The 13,504-nt window shown below is 49.3% G+C and carries 12 protein-coding genes; 9 read left to right on the top strand and 3 right to left on the bottom strand.

Annotation, left to right across the window (positions count from 1 at the left end; translation table 11 throughout):
- Position 1 precedes the first annotated feature (1 nt).
- The 8 genes from BUB94_RS02605 (at position 2) to BUB94_RS02570 (ending at position 9,134) form a co-directional block, all read left to right on the top strand.
- Positions 2–961: an aspartate carbamoyltransferase catalytic subunit gene (locus BUB94_RS02605; RefSeq protein ID WP_073156343.1), complete on the top strand. Its 960-nt coding sequence runs from the start codon at positions 2–4 to the stop codon at positions 959–961.
- On the top strand, positions 948–2,231 hold the full coding sequence (locus BUB94_RS02600; RefSeq protein WP_073233988.1) for an amidohydrolase family protein: 1,284 nt from the start codon (positions 948–950) through the stop codon (positions 2,229–2,231). Before BUB94_RS02605 ends, BUB94_RS02600 begins: the two co-directional genes overlap by 14 nt.
- Complete coding sequence (locus BUB94_RS02595; RefSeq protein WP_073156349.1) at positions 2,228–3,241, top strand: PilZ domain-containing protein; 1,014 nt, start codon at positions 2,228–2,230, stop codon at positions 3,239–3,241. Before BUB94_RS02600 ends, BUB94_RS02595 begins: the two co-directional genes overlap by 4 nt.
- Positions 3,242–3,337: 96 nt before the next feature.
- Positions 3,338–4,480 (top strand): pilus assembly protein PilM, encoded by a 1,143-nt coding sequence (gene pilM, locus BUB94_RS02590; protein ID WP_073156351.1) that lies wholly within the window; start codon positions 3,338–3,340, stop codon positions 4,478–4,480.
- Positions 4,480–5,094, top strand: a complete 615-nt coding sequence (locus tag BUB94_RS02585) for a PilN domain-containing protein (protein WP_073156354.1) — start codon at positions 4,480–4,482, stop codon at positions 5,092–5,094. The genes pilM and BUB94_RS02585 overlap by 1 nt, the downstream gene beginning before the upstream one ends.
- Before the next feature lies 1 nt (position 5,095).
- Complete coding sequence (locus BUB94_RS02580) at positions 5,096–5,695, top strand: type IV pilus inner membrane component PilO (protein ID WP_073156357.1); 600 nt, start codon at positions 5,096–5,098, stop codon at positions 5,693–5,695.
- The gene (locus BUB94_RS02575; protein ID WP_249505611.1) at positions 5,692–7,545 is read left to right on the top strand and encodes a hypothetical protein; all 1,854 of its coding nucleotides are present in this window, start codon (positions 5,692–5,694) and stop codon (positions 7,543–7,545) included. Before BUB94_RS02580 ends, BUB94_RS02575 begins: the two co-directional genes overlap by 4 nt.
- Positions 7,546–7,547: 2 nt before the next feature.
- Positions 7,548–9,134, top strand: a complete 1,587-nt coding sequence (locus tag BUB94_RS02570; protein WP_254793642.1) for a secretin N-terminal domain-containing protein — start codon at positions 7,548–7,550, stop codon at positions 9,132–9,134.
- A 103-nt stretch (positions 9,135–9,237) separates the two neighbouring features.
- Here BUB94_RS02570 and holA read toward each other — a convergent pair whose 3' ends face one another.
- Both holA and greA read right to left on the bottom strand, forming a co-directional pair.
- Entirely contained in the window at positions 9,238–10,203 is a 966-nt protein-coding gene (holA, locus tag BUB94_RS02565; protein WP_073156359.1) for a DNA polymerase III subunit delta, read from the bottom strand.
- 5 nt (positions 10,204–10,208) lie between these two features.
- Positions 10,209–10,673 carry a transcription elongation factor GreA gene (greA, locus tag BUB94_RS02560; RefSeq protein WP_073156362.1) on the bottom strand — a complete coding sequence of 155 codons (465 nt, stop codon included), beginning with the start codon at positions 10,671–10,673 and terminating at the stop codon, positions 10,209–10,211.
- A 101-nt stretch (positions 10,674–10,774) separates the two neighbouring features.
- Between greA and argJ the strand changes: the two genes are divergently transcribed.
- Positions 10,775–11,992: a bifunctional glutamate N-acetyltransferase/amino-acid acetyltransferase ArgJ gene (argJ, locus tag BUB94_RS02555; RefSeq protein WP_073156364.1), complete on the top strand. Its 1,218-nt coding sequence runs from the start codon at positions 10,775–10,777 to the stop codon at positions 11,990–11,992.
- A 198-nt stretch (positions 11,993–12,190) separates the two neighbouring features.
- Here argJ and BUB94_RS02550 read toward each other — a convergent pair whose 3' ends face one another.
- The gene (locus BUB94_RS02550) at positions 12,191–13,414 is read right to left on the bottom strand and encodes a DNA recombination protein RmuC (RefSeq protein WP_073233985.1); all 1,224 of its coding nucleotides are present in this window, start codon (positions 13,412–13,414) and stop codon (positions 12,191–12,193) included.
- Positions 13,415–13,504: the final 90 nt, after the last annotated feature.

The following is a 13,504-nucleotide window of genomic DNA, read 5'->3' as shown; positions in this document are numbered from 1 at the left end:
AGTGAGCGCTTTGCAAATCAAGCATTTGTTCGGGCTCCAGGGCGTGTCCAAGCAGGACATTCGCACCATTTTGGATAATGCAAAACAGTTCCGTGAAATTCTGGAACGCCCCGTCAAGAAGGTGCCCAGCCTTCGCGGTCTTACCGTGGTGAACCTGTTCTTCGAAAACAGCACCCGTACCCGCACCAGTTTTGAGTTGGCCGAAAAGCGTCTGTCCGCTGACACTGTGAACTTCACTACTGCAAGCTCCAGTGTGAAGAAGGGTGAAACTCTGGTGGACACCCTCCGCAATATCGAATCCATGAAGATCGATATCGTGGTTGTCCGTCATAAGGGTACTGGCGTTCCCAAGTTCCTGGCAGACCATAGCAATGCAATTGTCGTGAATGCTGGCGATGGCGCCCACGAACATCCCACACAGGGCTTGCTGGACATGTTGACCATCGAAGAAAAGCTGGGTACACTTGAAGGCAAGAAGGTGGCGATTATCGGTGATATCCGCCATAGCCGTGTGGCCCGTTCCAACATTTGGGGTATGACCACCATGGGTGCCCATGTCACCCTTTGCGGCCCTTCCACTCTGGTTCCCCGCAATACTGAACTTCTCCAGTATCCCGAACTGGCTGGCTCCGTCAGCTGGGAAACTGACGTAAAGAAGGCTGTTCAGGATGCCGATGCTGTTATCGCCCTGCGTCTCCAGAAGGAACGTATGGATGACGCTCTTCTCCCCAGCATGCGTGAATACCGCAACTTCTTCGGTATCACGGAAGAAGTTCTTGCCTGCTGTAAGGACAAGGTGATCATTATGCATCCGGGTCCCATCAATCGTGGCGTGGAACTGGATTCCGACATCGCCGATGGTGAACATTCCGTAATTCTTGATCAGGTGACCAACGGCGTTGCTGTCCGTATGGCCGTACTCTTCCTGTTGGCTGGAGGTCGCGCAAATGAACAAGCCTAATGTTATGAATAATGTTGTTTTGAAGAACGTCCGCATGTGGGACGGCAAGCAGTTCGTGATGAACGATAAGGTGGCCATTGCCGATGGCTATCTTGCCGACAAGAATTATTTCGATAACGCAAGTGAACCTGCCGCTGTTGTGGATTGCGAAGGCGCTCTTGCCATTCCCGCCCTGTTTGCTCTGGGTGTGGATTTCCAGGAACCGCTCCGCGATGACGTCTATACCATCAAGGATGGTATCAATGCTATGCGTAAGGGTGGCTTCTACGGAGCCCTCTATGAAAGTGCTGCCAACCCGGTGGATGACAGCGAAAAGCTGGCCGCTCTTGAAAACCGTCTGGCAGGCAAGGACCTGAAGTTTGCTGTTCTTGGCGCCTATAGCATTGAATTCGGCAGCGATCATTTGGCTGAAATGATGGAACTGGCTGAAGGTTCCGAAGAACTGGATGTATGTGGCGTGGCTGGCTTCGGCGATGGTAACGCAAGCATTCCGTCTACCCGCTTTATGCGTCTCGCCATGGAATACGGCAAGATGACCGGCAAGCGTTTCTTCTTCCAGCCCATGGACAAGACTTTGCGCAAGAGCGGTTGCGTTCACGAAGGGGCTTACTCCGACATGCTTGGCATGAAGGGCATTCCCCGTATTGCAGAAACCATTTCCGCTTACACCGTTCTGGAACTGGCCCGCTTCCTGCAGGTTCCCGTTCACTTCAAGCAGGTGACTTGCGGCGAAACTCTGGACCTGATCCGCGACGCTCGTAAGAAGGGCATCGACGTAACCTGCGACGTGAACATCTATCATCTGATGTTTGACGATTCCATCCTGACTACTCTGGATTCTGCTTACCATGTGCTGCCGCCGTTCCGCGCCGCCACAGACCGCGAAGCCCTGTGGGCTGGTCTTGCCGACGGTACCGTTAACGCCATCAGCATGAATCACACTCCGATCCTCCATCAGGATAAGGATGTGAACTTCGAAGATTCCCTGCCTGGCGCAGTTTCTCTGGAAGTGGCCCTGCCCGCCATCTGGAAGGAACTGGTGGCCCGTCTTGGAGAAGTTAAGACTATTGAACTTCTTTCTACCGCTCCGGCAAAGATTGCTGGCGTAGAACCGGACGCAAAGCGTGTGAACTTGGTTGTACTTTCCGAAAAGTCTCACGTGGTGAAGGCTTCTGAAATTGCTGGCCATGTCTGCAACACGCCGCTCCTTGGCAAGGAAGTTCCTGCGACTATCATCGGCTCCTACATCGGTGGTGTGTGGACTGAATGATTTTACCGATTCAATTAGTCTGGATTGCGTTTGTCGTAGTCCTGGTGCTTATCTTGTTGGTGCTGTTGGAAATCCATCGCATCAATTATCGCCGAGAAAACGAAGAAATTTTCGGGGCGAATGAGTTCGATGAAAAGGTGAAAGCCTTTGGACTCACAGACAAGGAGCGCCGGACTTTAGAGAAACTGGTTAGAGCTTCATCCTTTGAAAATAAGGATGCGGTTCTTAATTCGTCTGGACTTTTTGAAGCTGCGGTAACGAATTTCTATGACTTTCGTGATGTGTTTACCGTTCGCGATGAAACTGTAGCCGCCGTAGAAAGCATTCGAAAAAAAATGGATTTTACGGCGTCGAATTCATTGACGCAAGTTTGTTCTACAAGACAGTTTAATGTTGGCGACCGCATCGATCTTTATCTTGAAGAAGGGTCGGTGTTCAAGCATTCCATGATTGTTGCAAGGAATGAACGAGATTGGGCTATTTCTTACGATGGTAGTTGCGGCCCTGCGGAATACTTTGTTGAAAGAGAAGTCCTGGTCCGTTGGACTAGGCCCGATGATGCCGTTTACTCGACCAACCTGGTGGTGCGCTCCTGTATTCCCGGGCGATTGATTCTACCTCACTCGTCTGTGCTCGATAAGAAACAGCTTCGTCGTTGGGCTCGTGAACCGGTTGAGATTCCTGTTGAGGCGACTTTCCTTGACGGTACTGCTTGTGGCGGAATGCTCTTGGATTTGTCTGCTGGTGGTATTATGTTGGGCCTTCCTTCTGACTGTTTTTCGGGCCAGCAGGTGCGTCTAAGGTTTGACCTGCCTAGCTTTGGCGAAGAAATTGTGGATGTGGAGATAAGACGTAATTTGGGACGTCGGAACAAGGATTATCCGGAATATAACTGTTTAACGGCTTCCTTTACAGGTGCTTTTGGTTGGACCCAGGAGAGGGTTCTCCAGTATCTGTTTGAGGTAAATAAGTTGAAAAAAGAGTCGGAGAATGCAGAAAAGAGTGCGTAACTACTTAATTTTCAATGAGTTAGCTGAAAAGCTGCTTGACATTTACCTCTTATAAAGGTAGAATTTACAAGGTATTGTTTCCAATCGGAGTTTATTTTGGCTTTAGGACTGATTGCAAAAATTCGCGGTGAGCGCGAGACTGTCGGGATTGATGTTGGCCATTACAGCATCAAACTGGTCAAAGTCTTGCACAATTCTCGCGGTGGCAAGATTGTGGTGGATGCCGACCTAGAACGGGTGCCGGATGGTGCTATCGTCAATGGCGAAATTGTCGCGGCAGAAGAAAATGCCGAATCCGCCGAAAAGAATGAATCGAATTCTGGCGCGAAGGGCGTTGGCGAAGCCTTGAACAAGCTTTTGCTGCGTCATCCTATCGACGATTCCTGTGATGTTGTCGTTTCTGTGAATTGCGGTGCCGGTGCCGGTGGCGTGCTGGTTGACCATTTGTCTGCCAAGGTTCCCAAGAACGGTAATGAAGCCGCCATTATTCTTCAGACTGCACAGTCCCGTCCGCCCTTCGATGATCAGGATAACGTGATTGACTACGAAGTCTATTCCCGTGAAAATGAAGATGTCAAGGCGAACGTCGTTGCAGCCAAGAGCGGACTTCTGGACTCCTGGGCAAAGTTCTTTATTCGAAAGGGCGTAAAGCTTTCCGCTATGGATGTGGATATTTTCGGCCTCCTGAATGCCTATACCGTTACGATGAATCCTGCCGATGCCGAGTCTACCGTGGCAATCTTCAATATCGGCGAAAAGAAAATGAGTGTGGCATTCTTCCAGGATGGCAAGTTCCATTCAATGCGTTCCATGGCCGGCGGTTCGCTGGACATGGTGATCAGCAAGACTTGCATGAACCTGGATATCGATGCTGAAAAGTGCCACGAAATCTTTGACAAGGGCGATCTGGCTATTGTGGATGGATTCTCTGAAGCCGAAGTGGAAGCAGCCCTGAAACTTGCCTACGAAGACCTGATGGCCCAGATCGAGATTGGTATTCGTTACTTCTCTTCTTCTGAAGATTCTAAGTCTTTGAATAAAATATTACTGGGTGGCGGCGGTGCCGCTATTCCGGGCCTTAAAGAATTTGTTGCTGAACGTTCTGGTGTAGAAACCGATACCGTTAATCCTTTCCGACTGGCTGAATGCGATGCCAAGATTTTTGGAGCGAACGGTATTTCGGTTGCGTTGTCTAACATCTATGCTCCTGCGTTGGGCTTGGCTATGAGGAAGTTCTAATGGCGTCTAAGAAAAAAGAACCCACAAGAAATGCCTTGGCCATTTCTATTAACTTGCTTCCTCCGGAATATCGCAAGAAGCAGAAAGATTTCACTTGGCTGACCGACCGACGTGTTATCTGGCCGACGTTGCTCCTGATCGCAGCATTTGTGTGTATTGGCATGCTTTACACGTTTACTACCGAAACGATAACTGCCTTGCAGAGTGAAGTTGCTAGAGTCAAGAGCGAAGTTGAACGTGAACGTCCGTTGCTTACAAAGATCAGCGATCTTGAACAAAAGCAGGGTGTCGTCAACACGAAAATCAACGCACTGAAGTCTATTCAGGTTAGCAAAAAACGCTGGATCGTTCTTTTCGAGAACATCTCCTCTGTCTTGCCGCCCAACATGTGGGTGACCAGTATTGGTCAGATGGGTGAATATGACCTCGAAATGAAGGGTATGACTTATGACTTTTCTGAAGTTGCCGAATACATGGTAAAGTTGGAAAAGCAGGTCAGTGTCCAGAATGTTTCCCTGGTGACTATTTCTACCACTAAGGTAGATGGTGAAGAAGCCTATAACTTTACTATCAAGGTTGTCTTGAATAGAAACCTTGGCGCAGGGGAGGGCTAGTATGGGTAATATTGATTTTAAAGATAAAAAGAACATATACGCCATTGCGATTATTGCAATTTTGCTTTTGGCCGGGTATTATGTCTATGACTACGTGTGGAATCCGTTTGTCAAGGATCGTAGTAACCTTGAAAGCGAATTGAACACAGCCCAGTCCGAACTAGACAAAATCAATGCCAAGAGGCATCGTGTCCAGGAATTGGAAATGATGCTTGTCCAGGCAGAAAAGGATTTTGAAAAGCTGAAGGAAATGTTCCCCGAAGAGGAAAAGGTCCCTCTCCGACTGCAGGACCTGTATTCAGTGCTCCGCAGTTCTGGCGTCCAGATTCAGAAGTTTAATCCGGAAGGCCGTTCTGAACGAGAACATTATATCGAGAACCGTTATTCCATCGCTGTCAACTCGGGTTATCATATGTTGGGATACCTGTTTGCGGAAATTGCAAACTTCAACTATCCTACGACAATCACTAACCTGAGATTGAATCGCTATTCTGGAATTGCTGCGGAAATCCAAAAGGCTGAATCCCATGGCTGGACTCCTATTACCATGTCCGTGTCTTTTAACCTGACCACTTATACATCCAAGAAGGTGGGAAGATGATGAAGCTGAAATTCCTTGTTTTGTTCCTAGTAGCCGCTGCGGCTAGTTATGCTGCGCAGATTAAGGATGTTCGTTTTGCTTGCGATGGTAAGGGCTGCCAGATGGTATTTGCCTTTGCATCCGACAAGAATCTGCCGACGTTTTATCAGAAGTATGATGCCGCCGGTAAGAAACTGACTTTTGGTTTTTCTGAAACGAGCTTTGCCCTTGGTGAAGGTACCTACGATGTGGATGCCGATTCCAAGTTCGTGAAGGCCATGCGTGTATACAGAGAGAATTTCCGCGGAACCAATTTCTTGAAAATTGAACTTTCTGTTGGTAATTCCATTTCTTCTGACAAGAACGATATTTCTCTGGACAAGTCCAGCTTCCTGGTTAAGTTCAAGAATAAGGGCGGTAAGTCCTGGGTTCTGTCTAAGCTTTTTGCTGAACGTAAGAAGGCTGCAGACAAGCAGGCCGCTCTTGACAAGAAAGCTGCAGAAAAGGCTGCCCTTGAAGAAAAGAAGCGCTTGGCTGACGAGAAGAAGGCTAACGAGAAGATGACTCTTGCCGAAAGAAAGGCTGCTGAAAAGCAGGCCGCCTTGGATAAGAAGGCTGCTGCTAAGGCCGCCCTTGAAGAAAAGAAGCGTCTTGCCGAAGAAAAGAAGGCTGCCGAAAAGCAGGCTCTCCTTGACAAGAAGGCTGCCGAAAAGGCTGCCAAGGAACAGGAAAAGCTTGTTGCCGAACAGCAGAAACTGCTGGACAAGGCTATTAAGGAAGGCGGTGCAATATCTGCCCTTCTCCCTGGCATCAAGGAAATGACCGTCTTGATTGGTTCGGGTATGGAACAGTTCCGTCTGGTTACCGAAACTCCGATCAATATCAAGAACGTTTCTAATCCGGACAAGGCTTTCGCCATTACCGTTGGACTGCCTGGTCCTCAGAAATCCCCTGTGTTCAAGATTGGTGCCGGTTCCCTGGTGAAGTCCGTTACCTGGGGTGCTAATGGCATCAAGATTCAGTTGCAGACTGGTGTGAACCCGGTGGTATTGGTGCAGGATGGCGCCTTGATTCTTCAGGCTGCTGAAACTGCTGTCAAGAAGGATGGATTTATCTTCTGGTCTGCTCAGCCCACAGGTATCTTCATTCGTGACTGGATGAAGGCCAACGAAGAAAAGCCTAACTTTGAAACTTTCGTGAAGAAGCTGGAAAAGGATAGCAAGAAGATTGTTTCTGGTTCCCAGACATTCCACCTTCGTCCTGTCGTTCGCGAATTGATCGTTGTTGCCGATGAAATTGAATTCTACGCTGCACCTAACGAAAATGCTCAGGTTCTTCAGCGTCTCATTTTTGGTGACCGCCTGGTTAGCCTAGATATGACTGGTCTGTATCGCAAGGTGCAGTTCGGTAATCGTATCGGTTATGTGAACCGCCGTGCAGTAAGTTTCTTTGATGAACTGTCTGCTGTACAGATGGAGCGTCTTAAGCAGGTCGATAAGGATCGTGGCAGTGATGGTGAAAATCCCGGTACTGTTCCTGGTAGCCAGCTTGATGGTCTGTATGAAGATCGCGTTACCTATAGCTCCTTTGGTCGTCGAGATCCCTTCGTCGAAATTAAGGGCCTTGTAGAAGAAGGTATCAATATTGACCAGGTTGAACTGGTTGGTATTATTTGGGAATCTGACGTTCCGATGGCAATTCTTGTTGAAACCAAGAATCCTGCTATTTCCTACACTATTAAGGAAGGCGATAAGATCCTTAATGGTAAAGTCTTGAAAATTACACAAACTGACGTTCTCTTCCTGATTCAGGAATTCGGGGTGAGCCGTCGCTACTCCATGGGCCTTCCCGATAAGTTTGGGGGTAAATAGTAATGAAAAAGTTGACAAAAATTCTGACTGTTCTTCTTCTTGTTGCCGGTATCGCAACATCTTGGAGTGCCCCTGCCGAAGGTTCTGTTGCTCCGAACAAGAAATTGTATGATTTCAATTTCGTGAACATGGACTATGAAGCCATATTCCGTTCTGTTTCCGTTATTGCCGGTGTGGACATTTTGCTGGCTCCCGATGTAAAGGGTAAGACAAGCCTTCGCGTCACCAAGAAGACTTGGCAGGAAACTCTGGACATTATCTGCAGCATGAATGATCTGACCTGGGTCATTCAGGATAAGTACATTACCATTCAGCGCTTGGCTACCTATCAGGCAAAACAGAAGAAGATTGCCGATGAAGAAGCTCAGGCTGAACAGAATGCTCCTCTGGTCCGAAAGAACTTCCAGGTTCATCATGCCAAGGCTGACGAACTGGTCAAGGTGCTTGAAAGCATGAAGTCTAACCGTGGCCGTATTACCACGGTCGAACGTACCAATTCCATTATCGTCTACGATACCGATACCAAGATTGATCAGATGGAAAAGGCTCTGGAAGAACTTGATGTTGAAACCCTGCAGATCATGATTACCGCTAAGCTGGTCGTGGTGAACAGCGAAAAGGCCCGCGAACTTGGTGTGGACTGGACTGCTACCATGGGTAACACCGCTCTTACTCCGGGTACCGCAGCCGCTGCAACTGGTAGTGCTGCCGGTGCTTCTCGTACCAGTGCCGTTATCCAGTCTTTCCCCAACGGTTCTTCTCCGGCTGTGGGTTCTGGTTCCGGTGCTATTACTGCTAGCCTCTTGGATAATAACCTCCAGATTGCAATCAGCAACCTTATGGGTGACGCTTCTACCGAAGTTCTCGCTAGCCCCCAGGTTTCTACCTTGGATAATACCGAAGCTAAGGTCTTCATGGGTGATAAGGTTTCTATCCGCGTTATCGATAACAGCGGTGAATCTTCTACCCAGATGGTGGAAACTGGTATCAAGCTGACTGTTACTCCTCACGTTTCTGGCGACAACCGCATTTTGCTTGACCTCCATCCCGAAAACAACTCCTACGATTATGACTCCAAGGGTGAAGTTGTGATTAGCACCCAGGAAGCTGAAACCAAGGTCGTTGTGGCTGACGGTGAAACTGTGGTAATCGGTGGTTTGACCCGTAACGAAACTCAGGAATCTGAACGTGGTATTCCGTTCCTGAAGGATATTCCGCTGCTGGGTAACCTCTTCAAGTATTCTCGTAAGTCCGTCGTGAAGAAGGACCTGGTAATCTTCGTTACTCCGAGAATCATTCGCAACTACATTGGCAATGTGGATCTGTCTCAGGCTCCTCAGGCAGCTCCTGCTGCACAGCCGGCCGCCCAGCCCGCTCCCGTAGCACAGCCGGTGGCTCAGCCCGCTCCTCAGGCTCAGCCTGCTGAAGCTCCTGCCCAGCCGCAGGCCGCTCCCGCAGCTCAGCAGAGCGCTCCTCAGCCCTCTCCGGTAGAAACTGTTGTGGATGAACCGGTCGAAGAATCTCTGATGGACGAACCGGCTTCTGCTCCTGAAGCTCCGGCTCCTGCAGATGAAGATGACTGGGAATAACGCCTTGTAAAACAGTATGACAGAGGCTCCGCTTTTGCGGAGCCTTTTTGCTTAAAAAATGTGGGAAATTATTGCGGAATTAGGACGTTAAACTGAGTGTAGCTTAACGGACGACCAGGGCGGCCAAGGCCAGTTCCTGGCTGATAACGGTCCAGCTGGAACTCTTGAATTCGTAGCTCAGGTCTGCCAGTCTGCGGATGGCTCTGCAGAGGTTGGCCTTGCCCCATCGGGTGCAGCAGGCAGCGGCGTTCCCCTGCTTTACGAAAACGTATTCGTTCTTGCCGATGGCCTGGGCTGCTTCTGCCTGGCTCATGCCTTTTGCGGTAAGGGACATGAAGTTCAGAAGGTCCACGGCATGCTTGTAAAGGGAGTTGACGACCTGGATGGCATCGCCTCCGCCGTAGAGGATTTCGTGGAGCTTTTTAGTGTAACCGTTGGCGTCTCGCATTCCAAAGAAATTCTGCAACTCATAGGGCGGAATTTCTCGTTGGGGCATGATTAGCAGTTTTACGAGATCGTATGTGATCTTGGTGCAATCCGGTTGGTACAGCAGAACCTTTTCCAGTTCTTCGCTAACTAGCTTGGTGTTGGTGCCAAGGGCGTCGGCCAGATACTGGCTTGCAGCGGGTTCAATAGGCTTCTTGAAGTGGGCCGGAACCATTGTAGCGATCCACTTCTGCATATTGTACTGCTTGGGTTCTTCGTACTTTTCGACTTTGCCCACCTTGGCAAGAACCTTGTAAAGTTCTGTGCTGGCCTTGAGTTCGCCAAAGTCAAGCAACAGCTTGCACTCGGGAGCGTCTTTCAGCCAGCGGGCCAAAGTCTTTGTGTCATCGGCTTTCATGGCTTCGGCGTTGCGGACAACGACGGCCTGTTCCGGTGCGAACATAGACACCGTACCGCAGCATTCCATGATGACGTTTGCTACAGAGGATATGTTGGTATCGGTAGCGAACACGACCTGCTTAGACAGCGGGTCATCCTTGTTTTCGCCAAGGGCATCCTGCAGGAATTGTTCTACCTGCTGGTCCTTGGAAAACTGGTCTTTGCCGATGAGGGCTACAATCATAGCGCTTACTTGAAGTCGACTATTTCGAAACGGTTCTTACCCTTGGGGGTAACGACTTCGACGATGTCGCCCTTCTTCTTGCCCATGAATGCGGAACCCATGGGGCTCTTGAAGCTGATCTTGCCGTTCATGGGGTCGACGCCTTCGGGGCTTACCAGCTGGTAGGCGACTTCCTTCTTGGTTGCCAGGTTCTTTGCGGTAACGGTGGCGCCAAAACGGACGGTGTCGGAGTTCGCGTCAAATTCGATGATGATGGAATCAGCAATCTGCTGTTCCAGTCTGGGAAGTTCAGAATCGATATGTGCCAGCATTTCCTTGGCGGCGTGATATTCTGCGTTTTCGCTCAGGTCGCCCTGCTTGCGGGCTTCTTCCATTTCGTCGACAACGCGGGGACGTTCCGTCTTTTTAAGGAAATTGTAACGTTCAACCAGCTTGTCGTATGTTTCTTGAGTACAGGGTGTTTTTGCCATGGCCTTAAATTAGAATTTTTTTAGGGGGCAATGCTAGGAAAGGTCTAGTTTAGTCGCTTTTTTTGTTGTATATTTAGCGCGTAAAAACAATAGGAGACACTATGTACACTGTGTTGGAAAAAGGCGGCGTCTGCTCCCCCAAGGGCTTTACCGCTTCTGGTATTTGCGCTGGCATCAAGGCTAGCGGCAATGCGGATATGGCCCTGCTCAAGAGCGAAAAGGCTGCCCGTTGCTTTGCAGTTTTCACAACCAATAAGGTGAAGGCCGCTCCGGTTCAGTACGATAAGGCTGCACTGGAACATGCTCACTTTGCTACTGCTGTTATCGTGAACAGCGGTAACGCCAACGCCTGTACTGGTGAACAGGGTCTGGCTGATGCAGAACGCATGGCTACCCTTACCGAAGAAGCTCTGAAGCTCACTCCCAAGAGCGTTCTTGTCTGCAGTACTGGTGTCATTGGCCACCTGATGCCCATGGATAAGATTGAAGCCGGTATTCCTCGCCTGGTTGAAGGTCTTCATGCTGATGCTTCCGAAGAATTTGGCCGTGCTATTTTGACTACCGACCTTGCTCTGAAGTCCCATGCCGTTGAAATCCAGACCGAAAAGGGTGTGGTGACTATCGGCGGTGCTTGCAAGGGTAGTGGCATGATTCACCCCAACATGGCTACCATGCTGGCTTTCATTACCACTGACTTGGCTCTGCCCATTGATTTCTTTGCTGAATTCCGTGCAAACATTGCAGACTCCTTCAACGCCATTACCGTTGACGGCGATACCAGCACCAACGATACTTGCATTATGCTGGCAAACGGCATGAGCGGTCTCAAGTACGAAGATCTTTCCCTTTCTGAACAGGGTGAATTCCGCGCCGCTCTGATGCTGGTGATGAAGTCCCTGGCAAAGGACATTGTCCGCGACGGTGAAGGTGCGACCAAGCTTATTGAACTTTGCATCGAAAAGGCTGAATCTCACGAAGAAGCTTTGAAGATGGCTCGTTTCATCGGTACCAGCAACCTGGCCAAGTGCGCCATGTTCGGTGAAGACCCCAACTGGGGCCGTATCCTGAGCTCTGCTGGTTCCAGCGGCTGCAACATGATTGCAGAACATACCGACCTGTTCTTCGGTGACGTTCAGGTTCTGGATGGTGGCCGTCCGGTGATTCTGTCTAAGGAAAAGCAGGATGCACTCCACGCTGTTGTCCGTCAGCGCGAATACAAGGTGACTTTGGTACTGAACATTGGTCATGCAAGCGCTAGCGCATTTACTTGCGACTTGAGCTATGACTATGTGAAGATCAACGCTGAATATACAACGTAATTTCTGTCGTTCGTCAGAGGGATAAAACCTCCGGCTACAGAAATTACACGCAGGAACACAGCGCGTACACTCAGAGAAATTTCTGTCGTTCGTCAGAGGGATAAAACCTCCGGCTACAGAAATTACATGCAGGAATACATCGCGTAATTTCTAATTGCAAAAAGAAACCTTCGACATTTGATCGAGGGTTTCTTTTTTTTATTGGATTTCTGTTAGGGCGTCTTCTATGTCTACCAGCTCCGGGATGGGGTTCTTTTCGCTTTGCTTTGCCCCTAGCTTGATGAGTTTTCCGCATGTGGTAAGAACGCTCTGACCTGTTGGAGCCAGCTTCTTTTCGCCATCATCAAATGCCTTTTGTGCATTAGCCAATGCGCTTCCCAGGGCTTGGTATTTTTTCATGAACTGACCTACGCGATCGATCATTTCGTTGGCTAGTTCGTAGACCTTTTCGTGATTCTGAGCCTGGGCGATTTGAGTCCAGGTCAGGTCAATGATACGGAGGGCGGCGTAGAGAGTCTGTTCGTCAACGATGTAGACCCGCTTGGCCATGGCTTCGCTCCAGAGGGTGGGGGAGGCGTTCAATGCGGTCCACAGGGCTGCGGAATGAGGGACAAACATGATGACATAGTCCATTTTTACCTTGGGCGGTTTGACGTAGGAGGAATAATCCTTCTTGGCCAATTCGTCTACATGTTTCTTGAGGCTTGCTATGTGGGCTGTAAGGGCTGCGTTGCGCTCATCATCGGTTTCTGCGTTGACGTAATTCATGAAGGCGGTCATGGAAACCTTGGAGTCGATAATGACGTCTCGCTTGTGATCGAGATGGAGGATGACATCGGGGCGTAAACTGCGGCCATCTTCAGTCTTGATGAGATTACCCTGGGCGTCGCGGAGGGTTTCCTGTGTGTCGTAATGGGCACCCTGTCCATCCAGAAGATTGCTGAGGACGGTTTCGCCCCAGTCGCCCTGAATCTTGGAATCGTGCTTGAAAACCCGGCTCAGTTCTTCGGCGCTTGCCTTTGCAGATTCGCTCATTTTTATGGCGTTCTCGATTTGATTCTTTAGAATTCCTCCCAGCTGAAACTGTTCCCTGGCGGAATTATTCATGGCCTGCTCCATCTTTTTGATGGATTCCTTGAGGGGGGTGACGATCTGTTCTATGCTTTGGCCGCTAGATTCTGAGAATTCCTTTTGGCGCTGTTTCAGCATTTCGTTGGTGGTGGATTTAAGCTGTTCCTGGACTTTGGCGATGGTTTCGTCGAATCGGATCTGCTGATCTTGAAGGGATTGCGTTCTCAGCTGATGGGCTGCTTCCAATTTGGTTTGCAGGACCGCCTGCTTACTTTTTGAAATCAAGATCCCGATGGTTATTCCCAGGAATACACCGATGATTAAGCCGATGATGATTGCTGCAATTTCCATAAAGACGATCCTCCTTGTAACGTTCTTTCAAAATCTAAATTTTCAAATTGACATTTTAGTGTCAAAAAAAACTCCTGGATAAATCCAGGA

The organism is Fibrobacter sp. UWH9 (assembly GCF_900129715.1).
Taxonomy (GTDB): Bacteria; Fibrobacterota; Fibrobacteria; order Fibrobacterales; family Fibrobacteraceae; genus Fibrobacter.
Note: the sequence above shows the minus strand (reverse complement) of the source record. Positions and strands in the feature narration are given on the sequence as shown.